Source organism: Sinomonas flava, assembly GCF_039531875.1.
In the GTDB taxonomy this organism is placed as follows: domain Bacteria; phylum Actinomycetota; class Actinomycetes; order Actinomycetales; family Micrococcaceae; genus Sinomonas; species Sinomonas flava.
In genome coordinates, this window is sequence record NZ_BAAAQW010000004.1 from 176,691 (window position 1) to 198,630 (window position 21,940).

Genomic DNA, 21,940 nt, shown 5'->3' on the forward strand with positions numbered 1-21,940 from the left:
CCCGCATGACCTTCACCCCCGTGACCGATCCGGTAGCCGGCAGTGTTGCCGTCTCCGCGCTGATCGGCCTCATCCCCCTCCTCACGTTCTTCGTGCTGCTCGCCATCGTGCGCACCTCCGCCCATGTGGCCGGGGCCTTCGCACTGCTCGCGGCGCTCGTCGTCGCCGTGGTGGCCTACCAGATGCCCGCCCCGCTCGCCGGGCTCGCCGCCACCCAGGGCGCGGTCTTCGGCGCGTTCCCGGTCTTCTGGATCGTCCTCATGGCCGTCTGGCTCTACCAGGTGACGGTCCTCAGCGGGCGGTTCGAGGACTTGCGCCGCATCTTCGACCGGATCGGCAACGGGGACCTGCGCATCCAGGCGATCCTCATCGCCTTCTGCTTCGGCGGCCTCCTCGAAGCCCTCGCCGGGTTCGGCGCGCCCGTGGCGATCACCGCGACCATGCTCATGGCCATCGGCCTCAAGCCGCTGCGCGCCGCCGCCACCGTGCTCGTCGCCAACACCGCGCCGGTCGCGTTCGGCGCCATCGCGATCCCGATCACCACCGCCGGCGCCCTCACGGGCATCCCCGCGGACCACCTCGGCGCCGTCGTGGGACGCCAGACCCCGCTCCTCGCCTTCGTCGTCCCGCTCCTGCTCCTGCTCCTGGTCGACGGCGTGCGTGGCCTCCGCGACGCCTGGGCCCCGGCGCTCGTGACAGGCATCGCCTTCGGCATCGCCCAGTTCCTCTGCTCGAACTACTTCTCCTACGAGCTCACGGACGTCGTCGCCTCCCTCGTCGGCCTCGGCGCGGCGATGGCGTTCCTGCGCGTCTGGCGGCCCCGCGGGGCCGCGGAAGCCCGCGCGCGCCTCGGCGTCCCCGCCGCCGTCCCCGCCGGACCCGGCGCGGCAGACGCCACGCTCACGCCCGCCCGCACCTGGATGGCACTGTTCCCCTACCTCCTCGTCATCGTCGTGTTCTCCGTCTCGAAGCTGTGGCGATTCGGCCTCGACATCCCGGCGGCCCTCGCCGCGACCGACCTCAAGGTCAACTGGCCCATCCTCCACGACGCCGTCCTCGGCGCCGACGGGAAGCCCCTCTCCTCGACCGTGTACACGTTCCAGTGGCTCTCGGGCCCCGGCACGATGCTCTTCATCTCGGGGCTCATCATCGCGCTCGTGTATTCGCTCAACGACGGCCGCGGCCGCTACCGCCTCAAGGTCTCCGACGCCCTCGCCGAGCTGTGGCGCACGGCCGTCAAGATGCGCTTCGCCGCCCTCACGATCGTCCTGGTCCTCGCCCTCGCGTACGTCATGAACCTCTCCGGCCAGACCGTCGCGATCGGCACGTGGCTCGCCGGCGCGGGCGGCGCGTTCGCGTTCCTCTCGCCCATCCTCGGCTGGATCGGCACCGCCGTGACCGGCTCCGACACCTCCGCGAACGCCCTGTTCGCCAAGCTCCAGCAGACCGCGGGCCAGCACGCGGGCATCGACCCCGCACTGCTCGTCGCGGCGAACACCTCCGGCGGCGTCGTCGGCAAGCTCATCAGTCCGCAGAACCTGGCGATCGCCGCGACGTCCGTGGGCATGGACGGGCAGGAGTCCACCATCCTGCGGAAGGTCGTGTGGTGGAGCCTGGGCATGCTCCTGGTCCTGTGCACGCTCGTGTTCCTCCAGTCCACCCCAGTCCTCGGATGGATGCTGCCGTAGCCCCTCCGGCCTCCTCCACGCACGACGGCGAGCCCCCGCCCCCCGGTGCCCAACGCGCCGGCGACGGGGGCCGGCGTCGTCCGTCCCGGGCCCCGGTACGGAAGAATGGACCCCATGTCTGAAACCGCCACCGGCCGCGCCCACGACGTGGTGCTGCGCCACATCGAGAACAGCCTCCGCTCGGGCGAGCTCAAGCTCGGCGACCGGCTGCCGGGCGAGCGCGCCCTCGCGGAGCAGTTCGGGATCTCGCGGGCCTCGGTGCGGGACGCGATCCGCTCGCTGGAGGTCCTGGGCGTCCTTCGCTCGGCCACGGGGTCGGGGCCGAACTCGGGCACGATCGTCGTCTCGGACCCCTCCTCGGCGCTCGGCGTCGCGCTGCGGATGCACGTCGCCAGCCACCACCTGCCGGTCAACGACGTGGTCGAGGCCCGCATCATGATGGAGACGTGGTCCCTCGAGCACGCCGCCGCGGCCCCCTGGACCCCTGACCAGCTCGACGACGCCCGCCGCCTCCTCGACGCCATGGACGACGACGCCCTGCCGTCGCAGATCTTCACCCTCCTCGACGCCCAGTTCCACGTGGCCCTGAGCGCCCTCGCCGGCAACGTCGTGGTCAGCACGATGATGGAGTCGCTGCGCGAGGCCATCCGGGGCTACATCGACGACGCCGTCACGCGCCGCGGCGGGTGGGACGCTGCCGTGCACGTGCTCCGCGAGCACCACCGGGGCATCTTCGAGGCCGTCGAGGCCCGCGACGGCGAGCGCTCCGCACGCCTGGTCCGCGAGCACATCGAGTGGTTCTACCGCCAGGCCCTCTGACGCGGGCCCACCTCCCCCGGCCCCCCACGCCTGCCCCCGGCCCCCCCGGCCTCCCCCCGGCCTCCCCCGAATTGTCGACTTCGCGTGGGTCACCAGCCGTCGCACCCGCGTCAAGCCGACAATTCGCGGGAGGGGCCATTGTCATTGGTCCTCCACACTGTGGATAAGTCGGCCACGTGGACCCGCGGAAGTCCCGGCCGGGCGAGGATGCTCGCATGACAACGCGACTCCCACTGCCCGAGCCGCTGAGGGGCCGGTCCTTCTCGCTCGAGGAGGCCCGTGCGCTCGGCGCGTCGGGCAGCCGCCTCCGCGCCTCCGACCTCGTCATCCCCACGCGAGGAGTCCGCGTCCCCTGGGACGCCGCCCCCTCCCCCGAGGCCACCGTACGGCCGCTCCTGGACGTGATCGCAGGAGGCGTCGCCAGCTTCACGACCGCGGCGCGGATCTGGCAGTTCCCCCTGCCGCTGGCCTTCCAGGACGACTTCTCCGTCCACGTGACGCGGCTCCCGGGGAGGTCCCGGACCGAACGGCCCGGGGTGGTGTGCCATCGGATGAAGCTCGGCCCGGAGGACGTGGTGGACTTCCATGGTCTGGCCGTGACGTCTCCCCTGCGAACCTGGCTCGACCTGTCCGGGGTCCTCTTCCGCGATGACCTCGTGGCGATCGGCGACCACCTCGTCTGCGCCCATCCACCGGACTTCCCGCGGCCCCGCGAGCCCCTCTTCTCCATCGAGGACATCACGGAGTTCCTCGACCGCAAGCACCGCGTTCGCGGGCTCCCGGCCGCGAGGGAAGCGCTGGCGCTGGTGAGGGTCGGCGCCGACTCGGTCCCCGAGACCAAGCTTCGCCTCGCCGTCGTGGACGCTGGCCTGCCCGAGCCCTCTCTGAACCACGTGATCCGCAGACCCGACGGCCGCGCCGTCGCGTGGCCGGACCAGGCGTTCGTCGAGGAACGGGTCGCCCTCCAGTACGACGGCGGCCATCACCGGAGTGCCGACCAACAGGCGAACGACAACTGGCGCAACCGCGCCGTCACGGATGAGGACTGGGACAATGTCGTAGTCTCTGCCCGAGACGTGACGCAGCGCGGGTGGGACGGAGTGGCCCGGTTCATCGGGGAGCGCCTCCGCCTGGCGTCGGCGAAGGCCCGGCGAACCGGGGCGGCTCGGCCGAGGACCGGAACTGCCCCGCAATTGTCGGCTTGACGTGCGTGAGGCGCCCTCGCACCCGCTCAAACCCGACAATTGCGGGGGTGGTGCGGGTGCGGGGGTGGTGCGGGTGCGGGGGCGGGCCGGGGTGGTGCGGGGGGACGGCCCGTGCGCCGGGGATGGGGCCGCCGGGGGGGCGCGTGCGCTCCCGGCGGCCCTAGATGCTGGTGCGGTGGAAGTTGAGGTGGCTCCGCGACGCCGTCGGGCCACGCTGGCCCTGGTACCGATTGCCGTACTCGCCCGAGCCGTAGGGGTGCTCGGCGGCGGAGGAGAGCCGGAAGAAGCACAGCTGGCCGATCTTCATGCCCGGCCACAGCTTGATGGGCAGCGTCGCGACGTTGGAGAGCTCAAGGGTCACGTGGCCCGAGAAGCCCGGGTCGATGAAGCCGGCGGTGGAGTGGGTCAGCAGCCCGAGCCGGCCGAGCGAGGACTTTCCCTCGAGCCTCGCCGCGACGTCGTCGGGGAGGGTCACGGTCTCGTACGTCGAGCCGAGCACGAACTCGCCGGGGTGCAGGATGAACGGCTCATCGCCCTCGACCTCGACGAGCCGGGTGAGCTCCGGCTGCTCCTGCGAGGGGTCGATGTGGGCGTACTTGTGGTTGTCGAAGAGCCGGAAGAACCGGTCGATCCGCACGTCCACGCTGGACGGCTGCACCATGGCGGGCTCGTACGGCGCGAGCTGGATTCGCTGGGCGTCGATTTCCGCGCGGATGTCGCGATCTGAAAGGAGCACGCCTCCCAAAGTACCGCAGCCCGGGGGTCTCCCCACTCCCCTAGCACGGCTGTGACAGGAGCGCGAGGATTGCCGCCTGCGACACGCGGGACTAGTGTTGCAATCGTGACGCAGGTGATCGGCCTCCCGGTCGGTCCGGTGAAAGGACGCTTGCGAATGCCACGATTCCTGACAGCCGTCACCGTGCTGGCCGCCGCGGCCCTGGCAGCTGCAGCGCCAGCCGCGTCCCCGCCGTCGTCCGTCGCCACAGCGCCGGCGGTCGCCGCCCAGCCTGCCGCAGCGCACGACGCCGCCGCCTCGCCGCCGGGGGTCGCGGACCCGGGCGCCGGACCGAGAGCCGTGAAGCTGGCCGCCGCCGAACAGGCCCCGCAGGCCGCTCCCCAGACGGCGTCGACGCCCCCGCCCGTGAAGTCCGTCGACGCCGCGCGCGGCCCGGCTGCCATGGACGCTGGAGTCACTGCCGTCTCGCCGCTGTCTGCGCCCATGGGGGACACGAGCAACCTTGTCCGGGACGACAACTCCGCCCAGGTCCGGGCGGTCTTCGACGCGATCAACGCCTACCGCGCGCAGAAGGGCCTCAATCCCGTCAAGTACCACCTCTCCGTGCAGGACCTCGCGCAGGAGTGGTCGGACAGCATCGCGAGCCGGGAGGTCATCGAGCACCGGGCGTCGTTCTGGACGGACCCGCGGGCCATGAACCCGAACAACGGCGCGGGCGAGGTCATCGCCGTGCGGTGGGACCGGGATGCGGCGCAGCTCGTCGAGTGGTGGAAGTCATCCCCTTCGCACAACGCGATCCTGACCGATCCGCGCCTGAACGTGATCGGCATCGGCATCACGTTCACGAACGGGACGTATCCCGCGACCCCGAACCGGTACGCAATGTGGGGCGTGGTGGACTTCTTCGGGTATACCTCGTTCCCCTCGGGCACGCTCGACGCGCCGAACGGTTCGAGCACCCCGGCGCCCGCACCCTCGCCGAGCCCCAGTCCGACCCTCTCGGCGGGGGGCGTCGCGGTCGCCCAGGCGGACAAGGCCCTGTGCACCCCGCCGGCGCGCTTCATGCCGACCGCCCAGGACATGTCGAAGGCCGCGCTGACAAGCACCGCGGACCTCGTCGCCGTCACCTCGGACGGCACCCTGCGCGCCTACCCCGCGCGCACCGGCGGCTACGGGGCACCCACCGACCTCGGCACCGGATATGCGGACGCGATCACGGTCAACGTCACCGACTGGGACCGCGACGGGCTTTTGGACCTGCTCGTGCAGTGGAAGGACGGCAGGCTCACGCTCCTGCGCGGCCTGCCGGGCGGCGGCTTCGCGGCGCCGGTGACGCTGGGCTCGTCCGGCTGGGAGACCATGACGATAAGCCTCGGCGAGTGGTGCGCGGACAACCGGCTCCCACAGATCCTCGCGGCCGACGGCGCTGGGAACCTGTGGCTGTATCCGAACCGCGGGTTCGGCGACCTCGTGGACCGCGGCCGCCTCGCGACCTCGATGCCCGCCGGCCAGGGGAACGTCGTGGACTTCAGCGGCGACGGGTTCGAGGACCTCGTGGTTCGGCGTTCGGACGGTGCGCTGCTCCTGCACCGCTCGCTCGGGCAGCAGGGGCTCGTGGACGAGGCGCGGGCCATGATCGGGACCGGCTGGTCCTCGATGGGCCCGATCAGGGTGCTGCGCGGGCTCGACGGGCTCAACACGGTCGGCGTCGCCTCGGTCCGCCCGGATGGCGCGCTCGTCTACTGGCCCGTGGCCGGGGGCGCCTTCGGGGCCTCGCGCGTGATCGGGGGCGGCTGGGCCGGGATCCGGCTCGCCCAGTAGCGGGCGCCGGGGCGCGTCCGGCTGCTCAGCCGGTGCGTTCCGGGTCGATTCAGCCGGCCGGCGCTCCTTCGAGGACGGCCTTGAGGCTGTCGAGCTCGTTGACCTCGGACTGCATGGTCTTGTGGATGAGGCCGCCCATGAGCTTCATGACTCCGGTGGGTTCGAAGGTGAGGCCGAAGCTCACGGTCGTAGCGCCGTCGTCCGCGGGAACCAGGAGGAAGACCCCCTGCGGACGGGCTGGGCCGGCAACGACCCGGAACCGCAGCACCTCCCCCGGACGGGCCTCGGTGATCTCGTAGTCGCCGTCGATCTCGCGGCCGCCGGGACCGGCGAGGCGCTGCGCGTACACCGCACCCACCGTCCCCGGGTCCCCGGAGGTGTGGGAGACCGAGCGGACGCTGCGGCGCCAGCGGGCGTTGTTGAGCCCATCCGCGAGGAAGGCGTAGACGTCCGCTGGGGACCGGCGGATCGTGACTGTGTGCTCGGCGGCGACCATGCGTGAACCCTAGGCGCCCCAGAGACCCCCGGCAAGGCCGACCGCCGAGGTCACCCCCACCGACCCCGAGGTCACCCCGTCGCCCCCGAGGTCACCCCGTCGCCCCCATGGGCGCGCGCATGGCGTGCGCAAACCAGTCCTGAGCGTGTTGTAAGCTGGGGGAAGCCTCAGGGCAACGCGGCCGTAGCTCAATGGCAGAGCGCTCGCTTCCCAAGCCAGATACGCGGGTTCGATTCCCGTCGGCCGCTCCACGAACCCCCGGTCCCCGGACCGGGGGTTTTCTCGTCCCGCGCGTCCGCCCGGCACGCCGGACCAGCAGCCCGCCGCGCTAGACCCGGCGCCTGGCTGCCCTCCACAGGACCAGCCCGAGCGCCCCCGCAGCGAGGGCAGGCACGCCGCCGGAGACGAGCATCGCGGCGTGGGCGCCGAGGTGCTCGGCGAGCCAGCCCAGGAGCGGGCCGCCGAGCGCCTGTCCGCCGATGAGCACCATGGTGTACAGGCTCATGACGCGGCCGCGGATCCCCACGTTGGAGCTGGTCTGCACGAGCTGGTTCGCGCTCGTGAGGAACAGGAGGGCGCAGAAGCCCGTGACGGCGACGAGCGCGCAGAAGACCGGAAGCGAGGGCGCCAGCGCGGCGAGCGCCAGCATCGACCCGTGCAGGCCCGCGCCGAGGACCACGGTGCGCAGGCTCAGCCGGACCCTCCGCGCCGAGGCGATCGCCCCGGTGAGCGCCCCGACGGCGACCATGGTGTTGAGGAGCCCGTACCCTGCGGCGCCTACCCCGAAGACGTGCTCGGCGTAGGCGGCGAGGAGCACTGGCAGGCTCATCGCGAACACGGCCACGACACCGGCCAGGGTCCAGGGCCAGCGGATCGTCGGCTTGCGCCACGCGTAGGCGAACGCCTCCCGCAGCATGCCGGGCGACTTGGGCGTGGGCGGGGCGACGGTGAGCTCGTCGCGCCGGAGGGCGCCGAGCGCGCATGCGGTGACGAGGCACGCGACGGCGTTCATCGCGAATGCCCACCCGCCGCCGACCGCGGTGAGGAGCCAGCCGGCCACCGCGGGGCCGATGAGCGCGCCGAGCTGGAAGGTCGTGGAGTTCACGCTGATCGCGTTACGCAGGTACGCGGGCCCGACGAGCTCGTTGACGAAGACCTGCCGTGCCGGCTGGTCCAGCACGGTGACCATCCCGAGCAGGAGCGCGATGCCGTACACGTGCCAGACTGCGAGCGCGCCGGTGAGTGCCAGGGTCCCGAGGGCAGCGGCGCACACCGCGGAGGCCACGGCGCAGCCCTGGAGGAGTCGGCGCTTGGAGAAGCGGTCCGCCATGAGGCCGCCCCAGGGCCCCAGCAGGAGCACGGGCAGGAACTGGAGAGCGACGGTGACGCCGACGGCCGTCACCGACCCGGAGAGCTCGAGCACGATCCAGTCCTGGGCGATGCGCTGCATCCACAGCGCGACCACCGCGACGAAGTGCGCGGCGGCGAAGAGGCGGAAGTTCCGCACGGAGAGCGAGATGAAGGTGTGCCGCCACGGGAGCCGCTCGGGCACGACGGCGATCGGTCCGGTCGGCGGGATCGCGGCGGGGCGGCGGTGGGGCGTGGAGGCGGTGCAGTGGTTGTCCGACGTGGTTGAGGGCAGGGCTGAGCTGGGCGAGGTCACGGAGGAGTCCTGGTGTCGTTCGGGAGCGTAAGGCCTGGAAAGTCGACTGCCTCCACGCTAGGCAGGGCCGATTCAATTGCGGAAGGTTATTCCTCCTCTAACTGCTATTGCGGTCCGCAATGCTTTCGGGGAGCATTCCCACCATGTTCGACCCGACCCACCTGCGCAGCTTCCTGGCCGTCGCGGAGAATCTGAGCTTCACGCTCGCGGCCGAGCGGCTGCGCCTGGCCCAGCCCACCGTGAGCCAGCATGTCGCCAAGCTCGAGAAGGCCGCCGGGCGCCTCCTCCTCGTCCGGGACACGCACGGCGTGCGGCTGACGGACAACGGCGACGCGATGGCCGGCTTCGCCCGCACCATCCTGTCCGCGCACGACGACGCCGCGCGCTACTTCCGCGGCGAGGCCATGCGCGGGCGCCTGCGCTTCGGCACGGCGGACGATCTGGCGATCACCGGCCTGCCCCGGATCCTGCGCGAGTTCCGGCGCGCGTACCCCCAGCTGAACCTCGAGCTGACCGTGAGCCAGAGCGACGATCTCCACCGCCGGCTCAAGGCCGGCCAGCTGGACCTCGTGTTCATCAAGTGGGTGGCCGGCGCTCAGGAGGGCACGGTGGTGCGGCAGGACACCTTCTCGTGGGTCGGGGTGGAGGAGACCGCGCTGGACCCGGGCGACCCGGTGCCGCTCGTCGCCTATCCCGCGCCGAGCCTGTCCCGCACGCTCGCGATCCAGGCACTCGAGGCGAGCGGGCGGCGATGGAAGGTCACGTGCAGCACCAAGCAGATCGCGGGCGTCCTCGCGGCGATCCGCGCGGGCCTGGGCGTGGCCGTCATGCCCACGACGCTCGTGCCGACGGACCTGAAGATCATCACCCACCGCTTCGACCTGCCGCCTGTGGGGGACGTCGACTTCACGCTCATCCGCAACCCCCTGGCGAACTCGGCGGCGGTGGATGCCCTCACGGAGGCGATCCTCGGACGCACGCTCGGACGCACGTGAGGCGCACGCCACAGAGGCGGCGCGGCGTCCGGAGTAGAATTGGGCGCGATGAACCGCACAATGTTCAAGTCCAAGATCCACCGCGCCACGGTCACGCACGCTGACCTCCACTACGTCGGCTCGGTGACGATCGACCTTGACCTGCTCGAGGCCGCCGACATCCTGCCCGGCGAACTCGTCTCGATCGTCGACATCACCAACGGCGCCCGCCTCGAGACCTACACGATCGCGGGCGAGCGCGGCTCCGGCGTCATCGGCATCAACGGCGCCGCGGCCCACCTCATCCACGAGGGGGACCTGGTCATCCTCATCACCTACGCCTCGATGTCCGACGCCGAGGCGCGCGAGTTCGTCCCCACGGTGGTCCACGTCGACGCCGAGAACAAGATCGTCCAGCTCGGCACCGACCCGGCCGAGGGGAACGGGGCCGGGATGCTCCGGCCGCCCTTCGCCATCCAGGCACACCTGAACTAGTCCCCCGCCGGACACCGCGGGCAGGCGCTAGGCTGGGGGCCATGCCCCCGAGAAACCGCTTCCCGTCCACGTGCGCACGGGGCCGCCGATGCTAGGCGTCCTCGAGGGCTTCGCCGTCGTCTGGGCCATCATCGGCGTGGGGTGGTTCTGCGCCCGCCAGGGAATCCTGGGCGACGGCGCGCAGGCAGTGCTCAGCAGGCTCTCCTTCTTCGTGGCCAGCCCGGCGCTCCTGCTGGAGACCCTCGCGCGCTCCGACCTGCGGGCCGTCTTCTCCACGCACCTGCTCGTAATCGCGGTGAGTTCCACCGCGATCGGCCTCATCTCGCTCGTGGTGTTCCGCTGGTTCCGCGGGCGCGGCACCCCCGAGGCCCTCATCGCCTCCATGAGCGCCTCCGTCGCGAACTCGGGGAACCTGGGCATCCCCATCTCGGTGTTCGTGCTCGGGGACGCGAGCTTCGTCGCGCCGCTGCTGATCTTCCAGCTGGCCCTCTTCACGCCGTCGTACCTGCTCCTCCTCGACGGCACGACGGCGACCGCGAAGCCTGGGCTGGCCCGCGCGGCGCAGTTCGTGCTCCCCATCGTGACGAACCCGAACATCATCGGCTCGTTGATCGGCCTCGTACTCGCCGGAACACGGTGGACGCCGCCGGAGCTCATCATGCAGCCGATCCACCTCATCGGCGGCGCGGCAATCCCGGCAATGCTCATGGCGTTCGGCATCTCCCTGCACGGCTCGCGGCCCCTGCGCGCGGACGACGGGCGGCGGTTCGACACGGCCCTCGCCTCGACGCTGAAGGTCGTGGTCCACCCCCTCATTGCCTTCGTGTTCGCCCGGTTCGCGCTGGGGCTCGGCGGGCACGAGCTCTTCGCCGCGGTCGTCACGGCCGCACTGCCCACCGCGCAGAACGTCTACATCGCTGCCCAGCGCTACCGCCACGGGATCGTGGTCGCGAAGGACACCGTGCTGATCACGACCGTCGTCGCCGTCCCGGCGATGGCCGGCATGGCGGCGCTCCTCTCCTGACGGCGCTCCCCCTGATGAGGGGGCATTTCCCTGCGTTGCGGGGTCCCGTCCCTACGGCGCCGCCACCAGGTTCGCCGCGAGTGTCCTCGCCACGAACTCCCCCAGCCGCTCATGGCTCCAGCCGCGCTTGAGGACGAGCGTCTCGTAGAGCTCGGCAGAGGTGCACGCGAAGAAGACGTCGGCGATCTCGGCTTCGCTGAGCCCGGGGCGCAGCAGCCCGCGGGCGAGCACGTGCCGGGCGTTGTGCAGCATGCGCCGGTACCGCGCGGCGTCGACCTGTTCCAGCAGCGCCGCCATTTCGTCGTCCCCGCTCGCGGCCGCGTCCCGGATAAGAAGCTGGACCGGGGACCCGATGGGGCTGATCTCGGCGACGAACCGTCCGAACTGCTCCATGAGCGCGTGCGGGTCCGTCGCCTCCTCTTGGGCCGTGTCGGAGCGCTGTTCGGCGGGCACCTCGCCCGAACCGAGGAGGCTCTGGTCCCAGATGGCCCGGACCAGGCCGGGCTTCCCGCCGAAGTTCTTGTACACGAACTCGGGCGAGACGCCAGCGGCCCGCGCGATCTGCGCGATCGTCGTCGCACCGAACCCCTGGGACAGCAGCAGCTCGCGTGCCCGCGCGAGGACCTCGCGCCGCGAGGCCTCGGCGCGCTCTCGCCGGAGGGAGGCGTCGTAGCCGCGGGCGCGGCCGGAGCCGTTGACCGTCTGTGGCACCGGACCTATACTCCAATCAATACAGTTGACTGTATTGAAATTGAGCGTACCAGCCTCCACCTTCCCCAGCACCACAGGAGCACGTCATGGACGCCTCAGGAATCGACCTCCTCCCCGCAGGTCCCGTACGCCGGCTCTTCGAGTCCATCAGCCGCCACGACCTCGACGGCATGGTTGCCTGCTTCGCCGAGGACTACCTCAACGAGACCCCGATCCACCCGGACCGCGGCTTCAGGGGCCGCGAGCAGGTCCGGAAGAACTGGACCTCCATCCTCGCCGGGATCCCGGACCTTGTTCCCTTCGTCGTCCGCGCGACGACGGCGCCGGACGGCATGGTCTGGGTCGAGTGGGGGCAGCGGGGCACCCGACGGGACGGCGTGCCCGTCGATCTCGCCGGCGTCTCGGTCTTCACCCTCCACGACGACCTCGTCTCAGCAGTCCGCTTCTACCTCGAGCCTGTCGAGCACGCATCGGGTGACGTCGACGCCGCCGTCCGCGAGACCACCGGTGTGGGGACGGGAGGCCGGCCATGATCCTCGTCGTCGGCGGCACCGGCCGCCTCGGCCGCGAGCTCGTCGCCCAGCTGCTCAGCCGCGGCGAACAGGTCCGCGTCATGGCGCGCGGCGCCTCCCAGCCGTTCCCCGCCCCCTCCCCCGGCACTCCGGCAGGGAGCCAGGCGGACGACGGCGCCGAGTACCTCCGCGGGGACCTCGCCTCCGAATCCGACTGCCGCCGTGCGGTCGAAGGATGCAGCCAGGTCGTCTTCGCCGCCTCGGGCTTCGGCATCCCCAAGGGCGCCGACGAGCGCAGTGTCGACCGCGACGGCGCGATCCGGCTCGTGCGCGCGGCGGCACAGGCCGGCGTCGGCCATCTGGTGATGATGTCGATGCACGGTGCTGCGCCGGACGCGCCCATCGAGTACCTGCGGTGCAAGGCGGCAGCCGAGGAGGCCACCCGCACCTCGGGCATGGCGTGGACCATTGTGCGCCTCGGAGCCATCCTCGAACAGCGCCTCGACATCATGGGCGAGGGTCTGGCTTCCAAGGGCAAGGTGCCCGTCTTCGGCTCAGGCGAGGCCCCGGTGACCTTCACGTCCGCGCACGACGCCGCGGCCGTCGTCGTGCGCGCCCTGACCGACCCCGCGCTGAGGAACCGCATGATCGAGTGGGGCTCCGCGACGCATACCGCGAACGAGGTCGCAGGGGCGATGATCGCGAAGGCGGGCCGGGGGTCGGTGCAGCGCGTGCCGACGCCGGTGCTCCGCGTCATGGCCGTGGCCGCGAGGCCGTTCTCGCCGTTCCTGGCCCGGGTGGCCGCGGCGGGGGTGTGGGAGGACTCGGGCGACGAGTCCTTCGATCCCGCCCCCGGCCGCGCCGAGTTCCCGGACCTTCCGCTCACGAGCCTGGAGGAGGCTCTCGCGGACATGATGCCCGCCGAGCAGCATGACGCGGGTCACTCCCCGCTAAGCTGAGCCGCATGGCTGAATCGAGCGCGGCGAAGACCAGCACGGCGAAGACGACCGACGAGAAGCTGTCCACCATCCAGAAGGGCTACGTCTTCGAGGGCGCGACCGTGGCCCTCGGGGCGGCGATCGTGGACGGCGAGGTCCGCCCGGAGGCGCAGGTGGGGCTTCCACTGGCCATGATGAACCGGCACGGGCTCGTGGCCGGCGCGACCGGCACCGGCAAGACCGTCACCCTGCACATGATCGCCGAACAGCTCTCCACGGCCGGCGTCCCGGTGTTCCTGGCGGACATGAAGGGCGACCTCACCGGTCTCGCGACTGGCGGGGAGGGCAGCGAGAAGCTCCTGGCCCGTACCAAGGGCCTCGGGCAGGACTGGAAGTCCTCGACCTTCCCCGTCGAGTTCCTCGCGCTCGGCGGCGAAGGCGCCGGAGTGCCCGTGCGGGCGACCATCACCTCGTTCGGGCCGATCCTGCTCTCGCGCGTCATGGAGCTGAACGAGACGCAGGAATCCAGTCTGCAGCTGATCTTCCACTTCGCCGACAAGAACCAGCTCGAGCTGACGGACCTCAAGGACCTGAGGGCCGTCATCCAGTTCCTCACCTCCGCCGAGGGCAAGGACGAGCTCGAGAACCTCGGCGGCCTCTCCAAGGCCACGGCCGGGGTGATCCTCCGCGAGCTCGTCGGGCTCGAGGCCGCGGGGATGGAGAAGTTCTTCGGCGAGCCCGAGTTCGACACCTCGGAGCTCCTCCGGACCGGTCCCGACGGACGCGGGGTCATTACCTGCCTCGAGCTCCCGGGGGTGGCCAGCAAGCCGCTCCTGTTCTCGACCTTCCTGATGTGGCTCCTCGCAGACCTGTTCGAGGACCTGCCCGAGGTGGGCGACGCAGACAAGCCCAAGCTCGTCTTCTTCCTCGACGAGGCGCACCTGCTGTTCAACAACGCGTCCAAGGCGTTCCTCGACGCGATCACGCAGACGGTCCGGCTCATCCGCTCCAAGGGCGTGGGCATCTTCTTCGTGACCCAGACTCCCAAGGACGTCCCGGCCGATGTGCTCGGGCAGCTCGCGAACCGGGTCCAGCACGCACTGCGCGCCTTCACGCCCGAGGACGCGAAGGCGCTCAAGGCCACCGTGTCCACGTTCCCCGTGAGCGACTACGACCTCGGGGAGGTCCTCACCTCCGCAGGGATCGGCGAGGCCGTCATCACCGTGATGAACGAGAAGGGCGCCCCGACCCCCGTGGCCCTCACGCGCCTGCGCGCTCCCGAGTCGAAGATGGGCCCCTCGGACCCCGCGCTCGTGGCGAGCGCCGTCCAGGCCTCGCCGCTCCTCGCGCGGTACGGGACCGCCGTCGACAATGTGACCGCCTACGAGAAGCTCCAGCAGGCCGCGGAGCAGAAGCAGGCGGCTGAGCCCGCCGCACAGACCGGTGCGCCCCTGCCGCCCCCGCCGCCGCTCCCCTCGCCGAACCTCGAGCCCCCCGCCCCGCGGGACGCGGACCGACGGGACGGCGAGGGGCACGACGGCGAGAGGCACGACGACGGCGGCGTCCTCGGCGACGTCGTGGGCAGCTTGGGCGGTGCCCTGGGCGGCGGGCTGAAGTCGATGGCCCGCTCCTTCGGGACCCAGCTGGGCCGCGAGCTCATGCGCGGGATGTTCGGCACGTCCTCACGCCGGCGGCGCCGCTAGCCGTCCCCGCCCTGGGTGTGCGCCGCCCTGGACGCGGCCCCGCCCCGCGTTCGTAGGCCCCGCCCGCGTTGGTAGGCTGGGGCGAGTGCAGAAGAGTCCCGCCCTCCTCAGGGTCGCCGCCGCATGGCTGCTGGCCCTCGTGGTGGCGATTGTGGGCTCGGTCGTAGCCGTGCGGACGGTGAAGTCCACAGTCTCCGGGCCCGAGCAGCCCGTGCGCAGCTACATTGCCGCCCTCCAGGCCGGCGACGGCGCCCGCGCCCTGGGCGTCCTCCGCGCCCAGGTCCCGCCCGGCAGCCCGGCGCTCCTCGACGGGACGCCGCTGCGCGACTCGATGAGCCGGGTGCGGGACCTCGCGTTCGAGACCACCGAGTCCGACGACGACCACGCCTCCGTGACCGTCCACTACACCGTGGACGGCGGCCGGCACGACAGCAGCTTCCGGCTCGAGCGGGCTGGCACCGACTGGCTGTTCTTCCCCCGCTGGCAGATGGTCCGCGGCACGCTCCCCACGCTCCAGGCGACCGTGGTGAACTCCGCGCGGGCCACCGTGAACGGCGTGGCCGTGAACATGCCCGGCGGAGCCAACGCGTTTCCCGTCTTCTACCCCGGCTCGTACGTGGGCTCGCTCCCGGGCGAGCAGTTCGCGGCCGAGCCGAGCGCCGTCGTCGTGAGCGGCACGAGCGGGACGCCGGCAATGAGCCTCGCGACCAAGGCGACGCCCCAGCTCGTCGAGTCGATCGAGACCAAGGTGCGCGGCTACCTGGACGAGTGCGCCCGCACGGCCACGCAGCAGCAGCGGCTCCAGCCGGACTGCCCCTTCGCCCTGGCCACGAACAGCCGTATCCAGGACGGAACCATCCAGTGGAGCGTCGAGACGTACCCCAAGGTCTCCGTCGAGCCGTTCGAGGGCCACTGGGTCGTGGCCCCGCTGACCGGCACGGCACGGCTCAAGGCCACCCAGATCAACCTCTTCACCGGCGCGCGCCAGCCCCTCGACGAGGAGCTCGGCTACGATTTCTCGGCCCGCCTCGACGTCACCGACACGGCCATCACGGTCACGCCCCAGTTCAAGTAGGTCACGCAGCCGGCCCTCTGGGGGTCACCTCCTGAGGGTCACCTCCTGGGGGTCACCTCTTGGGGGTCACCTCCTGCGTCAGTCCATGCCGCGGAGGTCCAGCGTGAGGGCCGAGTCCGCCCCGTCCTGGAGCACCACCGGGATGCCCCAGTCCTGCTGGTACAGGTGGCAGGCGGCGTGGTCCGGGATCTCCTCGCCGGGCGCGCCGTCGCAGGCCGCGGCACGGGCCGTGATGTGCAGGACGCCCTCGGCGATCTCGGGGTTGAGCTCGAGCGTGCGCGCGAGGCCCTGCGACGTCCCAGTGCCGCCGAGCAGCAGCTCGGGCGGAGTCGCGGACACCTTCAGCTGGGTCGGGTCGCCCCACCGGTCGTCGAGCTTCTGCCCAGTAGGTGCGGCGAAGCGCACGTTCAGGTCGAGCGGGCCGGAGGCGACTGCGGTGCGGGGGCGCTGCGTCTGGCGCTCGCCCTCGTCGACCTGGTGCGCCTCCTTCGGAAGCGGCACGAGGACCAGCTCATGCCGGTTCGTCTCGGTCACCAGCAGCAGAGGCTCGCCGTCCTCGGGCACGACGACGACCACGTCCGCGGGCTCCGCGAGTCCCCTCGCGAGCGTGGAGACGGCGCCGGTCGTGGGCTCGTACCGGCGCACGGCGCCGTTGTACGTGTCCGCGATGGCGACCGAGCCGTCGGGAAGGACCGTCACGCCGAGCGGGTGCTGGAGGCGGGCGGTGTCCGAGTCACCGTCGCGGAAGCCGAAGTCGAAGAGCCCCTTGCCCACGGCCGTCTCGACGACGACGTCCCCGTTCCGCCCCGATGCGCCGAGGCGCAGGCGGCGCAGCGCGGACGTCTCGGAGTCGGCGACCCAGAGGTCCCCGGAAGGGTCGACGGCGAGCCCGGACGGCTGCGCGAACCACGACTGCGGCCCGGAGCCGTCGAGGAGTCCTTCGAGGCCCGATCCGGCGAGGATCGCGACCTCGTTGGTGAGGGGGTCGAACGTGAAGATCTGGTGCGTGCCGGCCATCGCCACAACCGCCTTGCCGAGCTTCTCGCTCCACACGACGTCCCATGGCGAGGAGAGCGAGACGCCGGCGCCGTGCCCGAGGTAGCCGATGTCCTCGGCGTCGCCGGCGTACACGTCGTGGGGTGCCCCTGAACCGTCCGACGGCGAGCCGGCCGCCGCGGTGGCGGGAGCGCCGGCGTCGTCCTTCCCGGCCTTGGCCCACGTGCCTGCGCCGTCGCCGTCCACCCGGGCGGGGCCGGCGTCGAGGAGCCGCTGGATGCCGTTCCCGGCGAGGGTCTGGACGTAGCCGGAGCTGAGGGTCACGCCGCGGAGCCGGTGGTTGACCGTGTCCGCGACGATGGCCTCGTAGCCGGTCTGCCACGCGACCGACGCCGGCAGGACGGCGATACCCTGCGGCTCGTTGAACTGGGCGACCTCGGCCTGACCGTCGAGGTGCCCCTTCGTGCCGGAGCCGATGACCCGCTCGACCGTGGTGAGGTCCGGGCGCAGCTCGACGAGGCGGTGATGGCCGGTGTCGGCGACGAGGTAGTTGCCGTTGGGCAGCGGCACGGCCTGGCCGGGGAAGCGGAGGGTGCCCGCGGTGGGCTCGGGCGCGACGTAGGGGCCGTCGCCGCGGTGGAGCGTGCCCTTGGCCTCGTGTTCGGCCACGAGCTCCTCGACCAGCACGCCGAGGCCGCCGCCGTGGCCCTCCCCGGACAGGTGCGCGACGATGTAGCCCTCGGGGTCGACGACGACGAGGGTCGGCCACGCGCGCGCCGTGTATGCCTGCCAGGTGAGCAGCTCCGGGTCGTCGAGGACCGGGTGGTGGATCTCGTACCGCTCCACTGCGGCCGCGAGCGCCACCGGGTCCGCCTCGTGCTCGAATTTGGGCGAGTGCACGCCGACGGTGACCAGGACGTCGCTGTACTTCTCCTCGAGCGGGCGCAGCTCGTCGAGGACGTGGAGGCAGTTGATGCAGCAGAAGGTCCAGAAGTCGAGGAGCACGATCTTGCCCCGCAGCGCCGCGAGGTCCAGCTCCTTGCCACCCGTGTTGAGCCAGCCCCGGCCGCCGAGCTCGCTCGCGCGGACGCGACGGGCGGTGCGCACGGAGTCAGCGCGCAGGGCTCCGGCGCTGTGCTGGTCCTCAGTGGATTCTGCGGTCACGGGCACTCCTCATGCATGGTGGAACGGGGCCTTAAGCGGCAACCCCATTATCCCGGGCTTTCTTCCCCACGTTACGCCGCGCGTCGCCGGCAGCCGCACGCCGAAGTCACCCCGTATGCGCCCGAAGTCACCCCGTATGCGCCCGAAGTCACCCCCACCGACGCCGATCCGGCACCACACCCGGTGACCTCGGCGCCACACCCGGTGACCTCGGCACCACACCCGGTGACCTCGGCGGGGAGGGTGCCTACTGACCCCGCGAGCGATCGCGCTCGTTGAGTCGGGAGAACATCGCGTTGTACGCCTCGAGCTCGGCCTCGTGGTCGCGGTCCGCAGCGCGGTCGCGGCGCCGCGTCTCCCGGGCATCCGAGGTAGACCACATGACCGCCACCCCGATGGCCACGAAGAGCGTCGGGATCTCGCCGATTCCCCAAGCCACGGCGCCGCCGGCCTGCTGGTCGGCGATCGCGGAGGGCCCCCACGTCCGCCCCAGATTGCCGAAGTACCCGGGCTCGAGCAGGATGTCGGAGCCCATGATGGCCACCCCGAAGAACGCGTGGAACGCCATGGTCGCGAACAGCAGCAGGAGCCGCAGCGGGTATGGGGCACGGCGCGGAAGCGGGTCAGAGCCGATCATCGTCAGCACGAAGATGTACCCCGTGAGCGTGAAGTGCAGGTTCATGAGCTCGTGGCCCACGTGGTCGCGCATGGCGTACCCGAAGATGTCCGAGTAGTAGAACAGGATGATCGACCCGGCGAAGTTCGCGGCGGCGAAGAGCGGGTGCGTGACAAGCTGCGACCACTTGGAGTGCACGAACACGAGGATCCACTCGCGCAGCCCGCGGCTGCCGTCGCCGCGGGGCGTGAGGGCCTTGAGTGCGAGCGTGATCGGGGATCCGAGCACGAGGAAGATCGGCGCGACCATCGTGAGCATCATGTGGTCCACCATGTGCGCGGAGAACAGCACGCGCCCGTACACGGCCGGCGGTCCGCTCGTGATGTAGGTGAGCGCGGCAAGCCCCACGAACCACGTCAGCGCCCGCGCCCACGGCCACGAGTCCCCGCGCCGCACCACCTTGACGATCCCGAGCGCATACGTGACGGCGCCGAACAGTGCCACGGCGACCCAGAGCCAGTCGGCGCGCCACTCGGTCAGCCAGCGTGCCGGGGTGAGCTCGGGCGGGAGCTCGTATCCGGTGAGGATGAAAGCCGGCGAGGCGTCCGGGGCATAGGTCGTCGGTTCGGGCGGCGCAGAGCGCGACAGGGCGACCGCGACCCCGGACACCGCGCCCATCACGACCAGCTCGACGCCGATGAGCTGCCACAGCACCCGGCGCGCCGACGCCCCACGGCCCAGCTGCGGGATGACCCACTGGCGGTGCATGAAGCCGATCCCGCCGAGCACGAGGGCGAGGGCCGTCTTGACAAGGATCAGCTGCCCGTACGCGGAGCCGACGAGGTCGCCGAGGTTCGGGAGCCGGATCAGGGCGTTGATGACGCCGGACGCCACGACGAGCAGGAACGCGAACAGCGCGAGCGCGGAGAACCGCCGCAGCGCGGCCTCGGTCGCGTCGGAGGCACGCACGACGGCGCGTCCCCCGCTCCCGCCGGCCGGGGCGGAACCCGGGCGGTCCGCACCGCCGGCGAGGGTCCGTCCGAGCAGGGCCAGGACGCCGACGCCTCCGAGCCACAGCGAGGCGCCGACGAGGTGCAGGCCGAGGGAGTTGATGGCGCCCTCGTGGTCGCCGGCGCTGGCGGAGTGCCCGATCAGCGCGAGCGGGACGAGGCCCCCGAGAGCGAGGAGCCCGGTGAGGGCGAGGCCCGTGAGCGATCGGACCGCGAACAGGAGGGTCGCCACGACTGCCGCGATGATCACCATGGTGAGCCACGCGCGCCCGACGTCCAAGTCGGTCATGAAGAAGACCAGCTGCTTGGTGTAGTCGGCGCTGCCGGAGAGGGGCTGCCCCACGAGGTCCGAGTGGGTCAGGACGAGGACGGCGATTGCGCTGATCGTCCAGACGATGGCGCCCGCGGTGGCGATGCGGAGGGACCGCGTGAAGGCCGGGTGCTCCTCGGCGTCGTCGTGCCCGTGGTCGGTACGCCGTCGCGAGGGGTAGCGGGGCAGGACGCCCACGGCGAAGGTGATCCCTCCGATCACCAGCGCGAGGGAGACGTTGAGCACCGCCTTAGCGACAGGGAGGCCCCATCGAACGAGGGCGCCCGGGTCGAGCACCTGCCGCGGATCGGCCGCCCCCGAGAAGAGGAGCCCTGCAGCAAGCGCCGCCAGCACCGCGACGCCGGCTCCGATCGCCCAGCCGCGCACGGGTCCGCCCGTGGCGGTGTCGTGGGCGGACGGACGGACGGGAAGAGCAGAACGAGGCACCTCTCCATTCTCCCCCACCGGCTTGGGGCGGATCTCCACTCCCGGGTGGGGTGGTTAACGCCCTCAGGGGGCAGCGGTGCCTCCCGCCGCCCCCTGAGAAGGGAAAGCCTTACTTGCCGGACGCTGCGGCCTTGAGCTTCGAGCCCGCGGTGAGCTTGACGCTGTAGCCGGCCGGGATCTCGATGGCGGCGCCGGTCTGGGGGTTGCGGCCGGTGCGGGCGGCACGCTCAGTGCGCTCGACGGCGAGCCAGCCCGGGATGCTGACCTTCTCACCGTTCGCGACGGAGGTCTCGAAGACCTCGAACAGTGCGTCGAGCACACCGTTGACGGCGGTCTGGCTCAGGCTGGTCTTGCCAGCAACCTCTGCAACCAGCTCGCTGCGGTTCTTAGCCATGTGTCCTCCTGGACGTGTGGATTGTTCGTGCCAGTCCCCGCGCGGCTTTCGCCCGGGGCCTGCTGTTACCGCAACTTACCAGTTGGGAGTCGTGACGCCAGCAGAAACCCGCGTGTTTCCGCGGTTTTTCGGGCATTTTCCCTTCTCGAGCACACCCAGCACCCCTTAACCGAGGGCTCAAGTCCCATATTTGACCCCGGAACGGCGCCGGACAGTACCGTGGCACTGTGACCGACTCCACGCCCCTGAACGCGGGGCAGTTCGCCCTCCTCGAGGCATGGTTCGGGGAATGGGAGGTGCTTGAGGACCTCTCGTGGGGGGTCCAGGGCATCCACGTCCTGCGGGTGCGGACGGGGCGCGGGACCGCCGTCGTGAAGGCGTCCGACACGGGCCACCACATCCAGCGGGAGGTCCGGGCGCACCGCCGGATGACGGCGCCGCTCGCCTCGCAAGAACCGCCGCGGGCGTCCCGGCTCCTCCACGCCGACACCCGCGCAGGCGTCCTCGCCACGACGTGGCTGCCCGGCCGCCTCGTCGAAGGGAGCGCCCACGAGCGGTCCGAGGAGGCGTTCCGCCAGGCCGGCCAGCTCCTCTCGCTCGTCCACGTGCCCGGCGAGAAGACAGTCAGCTATGACCCCGCGGCGCTGAACAAGGTCGGCGACTTCCTCGCCCGCGCCGGGGGCCTGGCCCCCGCAGCCCACCTGCGCGCCGTCGAGCGCGCGGCACACGCGCACAGGCCCGAGCCCCGGCGCCTGTATGCGACCCACGGCGACTACACACCGCGCAACTGGCTCCTGGACGGCGACCCGTCCGCCGGCGGGACCCTGTCCGTCATCGACTGGGGCCGCGCCGGGTACCGGCCGTGGGTCACCGACCTCGTCCGGCTCGAACACCAGTGGTTCGAGCCGGACCGGCAGGGGACGCACGACGCCGCGCGGCTGCGGGCGGCGTTCTACGCCGGGTACGGCCGCGACCCGGCCCAGGAGCCGGGCTCATGGCGCCTCGACAACATCCTGCAGTCGCTGGGGACGATCGTGTGGGCCCACGACGTCGGCGACCCTGCGTTCGAGGAGGAGGGTCGGCGCATGCTGGCGCGTGTCGTGGACTGGCTCGCCTGAGCCGGCTGTCCCGACCCCAGAGCAC

Annotated in this window: 19 protein-coding genes and 1 tRNA gene; 13 read left to right on the plus strand and 7 right to left on the minus strand. The window is 71.6% G+C overall.

All coding sequences use genetic code 11. From position 1 onward, the window contains the following. Positions 1 to 5 precede the first annotated feature (5 nt). From ABD298_RS08420 to ABD298_RS08430, 3 genes are all read left to right on the plus strand, one after another. Positions 6 to 1,688: an L-lactate permease gene (locus ABD298_RS08420; protein ID WP_344299238.1), complete on the plus strand. Its 1,683-nt coding sequence runs from the start codon at positions 6 to 8 to the stop codon at positions 1,686 to 1,688. A gap of 114 nt (positions 1,689 to 1,802) precedes the next feature. Then, positions 1,803 to 2,507, plus strand: coding sequence for a FadR/GntR family transcriptional regulator (locus ABD298_RS08425; RefSeq protein ID WP_208710516.1), 705 nt, complete (start codon positions 1,803 to 1,805; stop codon positions 2,505 to 2,507). 215 nt (positions 2,508 to 2,722) lie between these two features. After that, positions 2,723 to 3,712: a hypothetical protein gene (locus tag ABD298_RS08430; RefSeq protein WP_344299239.1), complete on the plus strand. Its 990-nt coding sequence runs from the start codon at positions 2,723 to 2,725 to the stop codon at positions 3,710 to 3,712. Between the two features lie 160 nt (positions 3,713 to 3,872). Here the strand turns inward: ABD298_RS08430 and dcd are convergent, their stop codons facing one another. Continuing rightward, entirely contained in the window at positions 3,873 to 4,448 is a 576-nt protein-coding gene (gene dcd, locus ABD298_RS08435) for a dCTP deaminase (RefSeq protein ID WP_208710518.1), read from the minus strand. Between the two features lie 156 nt (positions 4,449 to 4,604). On the opposite strand from dcd, the gene ABD298_RS08440 reads away from it, so the two are divergent. Continuing rightward, positions 4,605 to 6,269, plus strand: a complete 1,665-nt coding sequence (locus tag ABD298_RS08440; protein WP_344299240.1) for a CAP domain-containing protein — start codon at positions 4,605 to 4,607, stop codon at positions 6,267 to 6,269. A 49-nt stretch (positions 6,270 to 6,318) separates the two neighbouring features. Here the strand turns inward: ABD298_RS08440 and ABD298_RS08445 are convergent, their stop codons facing one another. Next, positions 6,319 to 6,765 (minus strand): SRPBCC family protein, encoded by a 447-nt coding sequence (locus tag ABD298_RS08445; protein ID WP_208710519.1) that lies wholly within the window; start codon positions 6,763 to 6,765, stop codon positions 6,319 to 6,321. 177 nt (positions 6,766 to 6,942) lie between these two features. Here ABD298_RS08445 and ABD298_RS08450 point away from each other — a divergent pair. Then, positions 6,943 to 7,016: transfer RNA gene (locus tag ABD298_RS08450), tRNA-Gly, on the plus strand. A 77-nt stretch (positions 7,017 to 7,093) separates the two neighbouring features. Here the strand turns inward: ABD298_RS08450 and ABD298_RS08455 are convergent. Continuing rightward, the gene (locus ABD298_RS08455; protein ID WP_425564354.1) at positions 7,094 to 8,428 is read right to left on the minus strand and encodes an MFS transporter; all 1,335 of its coding nucleotides are present in this window, start codon (positions 8,426 to 8,428) and stop codon (positions 7,094 to 7,096) included. A 143-nt stretch (positions 8,429 to 8,571) separates the two neighbouring features. Between ABD298_RS08455 and ABD298_RS08460 the strand changes: the two genes are divergently transcribed. The 3 genes from ABD298_RS08460 (at position 8,572) to ABD298_RS08470 (ending at position 10,921) form a co-directional block, all read left to right on the plus strand. Beyond that, a complete protein-coding gene (locus tag ABD298_RS08460; protein WP_344299242.1) occupies positions 8,572 to 9,423 on the plus strand; it encodes a LysR substrate-binding domain-containing protein in 852 nt (283 codons plus the stop codon). A 48-nt stretch (positions 9,424 to 9,471) separates the two neighbouring features. Further along, entirely contained in the window at positions 9,472 to 9,897 is a 426-nt protein-coding gene (gene panD, locus ABD298_RS08465; RefSeq protein WP_208710523.1) for an aspartate 1-decarboxylase, read from the plus strand. Between the two features lie 88 nt (positions 9,898 to 9,985). Next, the gene (locus ABD298_RS08470) at positions 9,986 to 10,921 is read left to right on the plus strand and encodes an AEC family transporter (protein ID WP_344299243.1); all 936 of its coding nucleotides are present in this window, start codon (positions 9,986 to 9,988) and stop codon (positions 10,919 to 10,921) included. 51 nt (positions 10,922 to 10,972) lie between these two features. Here ABD298_RS08470 and ABD298_RS08475 read toward each other — a convergent pair whose 3' ends face one another. After that, positions 10,973 to 11,632 (minus strand): TetR/AcrR family transcriptional regulator, encoded by a 660-nt coding sequence (locus ABD298_RS08475; protein ID WP_344299244.1) that lies wholly within the window; start codon positions 11,630 to 11,632, stop codon positions 10,973 to 10,975. Positions 11,633 to 11,718: 86 nt separating this feature from the next. On the opposite strand from ABD298_RS08475, the gene ABD298_RS08480 reads away from it, so the two are divergent. The 4 genes from ABD298_RS08480 (at position 11,719) to ABD298_RS08495 (ending at position 15,860) form a co-directional block, all read left to right on the plus strand. Beyond that, positions 11,719 to 12,165, plus strand: coding sequence for a nuclear transport factor 2 family protein (locus ABD298_RS08480; RefSeq protein WP_344299245.1), 447 nt, complete (start codon positions 11,719 to 11,721; stop codon positions 12,163 to 12,165). Next, a complete protein-coding gene (locus ABD298_RS08485; protein WP_344299246.1) occupies positions 12,162 to 13,103 on the plus strand; it encodes an SDR family oxidoreductase in 942 nt (313 codons plus the stop codon). Before ABD298_RS08480 ends, ABD298_RS08485 begins: the two co-directional genes overlap by 4 nt. Positions 13,104 to 13,108: 5 nt before the next feature. After that, on the plus strand, positions 13,109 to 14,785 hold the full coding sequence (locus ABD298_RS08490; protein WP_344299247.1) for a helicase HerA-like domain-containing protein: 1,677 nt from the start codon (positions 13,109 to 13,111) through the stop codon (positions 14,783 to 14,785). 85 nt (positions 14,786 to 14,870) lie between these two features. Further along, positions 14,871 to 15,860, plus strand: coding sequence for a hypothetical protein (locus ABD298_RS08495; protein WP_344299248.1), 990 nt, complete (start codon positions 14,871 to 14,873; stop codon positions 15,858 to 15,860). A 78-nt stretch (positions 15,861 to 15,938) separates the two neighbouring features. On the opposite strand, the gene ABD298_RS08500 is transcribed toward ABD298_RS08495, so the two are convergent. The 3 genes from ABD298_RS08500 to ABD298_RS08510 form a co-directional block, all read right to left on the minus strand. After that, entirely contained in the window at positions 15,939 to 18,020 is a 2,082-nt protein-coding gene (locus ABD298_RS08500; protein ID WP_344299249.1) for an NHL domain-containing thioredoxin family protein, read from the minus strand. Positions 18,021 to 18,267: 247 nt separating this feature from the next. Continuing rightward, positions 18,268 to 20,403 carry a bifunctional copper resistance protein CopD/cytochrome c oxidase assembly protein gene (locus tag ABD298_RS08505; RefSeq protein ID WP_425564355.1) on the minus strand — a complete coding sequence of 712 codons (2,136 nt, stop codon included), beginning with the start codon at positions 20,401 to 20,403 and terminating at the stop codon, positions 18,268 to 18,270. A gap of 109 nt (positions 20,404 to 20,512) precedes the next feature. Then, the gene (locus ABD298_RS08510) at positions 20,513 to 20,797 is read right to left on the minus strand and encodes an HU family DNA-binding protein (protein ID WP_208710531.1); all 285 of its coding nucleotides are present in this window, start codon (positions 20,795 to 20,797) and stop codon (positions 20,513 to 20,515) included. Positions 20,798 to 21,024: 227 nt separating this feature from the next. Between ABD298_RS08510 and ABD298_RS08515 the strand changes: the two genes are divergently transcribed. Further along, positions 21,025 to 21,915, plus strand: coding sequence for an aminoglycoside phosphotransferase family protein (locus ABD298_RS08515; protein ID WP_344299250.1), 891 nt, complete (start codon positions 21,025 to 21,027; stop codon positions 21,913 to 21,915). Positions 21,916 to 21,940 lie beyond the last annotated feature (25 nt).

Excerpts from the sequence above, each read along its gene's own strand:
- ABD298_RS08440 (WP_344299240.1), top strand. The coding sequence starts at position 4,605 with ATGCCACGATTCCTGACAGCCGTCACCGTGCTGGCCGCCGCGGCCCTG.
- ABD298_RS08480 (WP_344299245.1), top strand. The coding sequence starts at position 11,719 with ATGGACGCCTCAGGAATCGACCTCCTCCCCGCAGGTCCCGTACGCCGG.
- ABD298_RS08460 (WP_344299242.1), top strand. The coding sequence starts at position 8,572 with ATGTTCGACCCGACCCACCTGCGCAGCTTCCTGGCCGTCGCGGAGAAT.
- ABD298_RS08430 (WP_344299239.1), top strand. The coding sequence starts at position 2,723 with ATGACAACGCGACTCCCACTGCCCGAGCCGCTGAGGGGCCGGTCCTTC.
- panD (WP_208710523.1), top strand. The coding sequence starts at position 9,472 with ATGAACCGCACAATGTTCAAGTCCAAGATCCACCGCGCCACGGTCACG.
- ABD298_RS08425 (WP_208710516.1), top strand. The coding sequence starts at position 1,803 with ATGTCTGAAACCGCCACCGGCCGCGCCCACGACGTGGTGCTGCGCCAC.
- ABD298_RS08470 (WP_344299243.1), top strand. The coding sequence starts at position 9,986 with ATGCTAGGCGTCCTCGAGGGCTTCGCCGTCGTCTGGGCCATCATCGGC.
- ABD298_RS08510 (WP_208710531.1), bottom strand. The coding sequence starts at position 20,797 with ATGGCTAAGAACCGCAGCGAGCTGGTTGCAGAGGTTGCTGGCAAGACC.
- ABD298_RS08445 (WP_208710519.1), bottom strand. The coding sequence starts at position 6,765 with ATGGTCGCCGCCGAGCACACAGTCACGATCCGCCGGTCCCCAGCGGAC.
- ABD298_RS08485 (WP_344299246.1), top strand. The coding sequence starts at position 12,162 with ATGATCCTCGTCGTCGGCGGCACCGGCCGCCTCGGCCGCGAGCTCGTC.
- ABD298_RS08490 (WP_344299247.1), top strand. The coding sequence starts at position 13,109 with ATGGCTGAATCGAGCGCGGCGAAGACCAGCACGGCGAAGACGACCGAC.
- ABD298_RS08420 (WP_344299238.1), top strand. The coding sequence starts at position 6 with ATGACCTTCACCCCCGTGACCGATCCGGTAGCCGGCAGTGTTGCCGTC.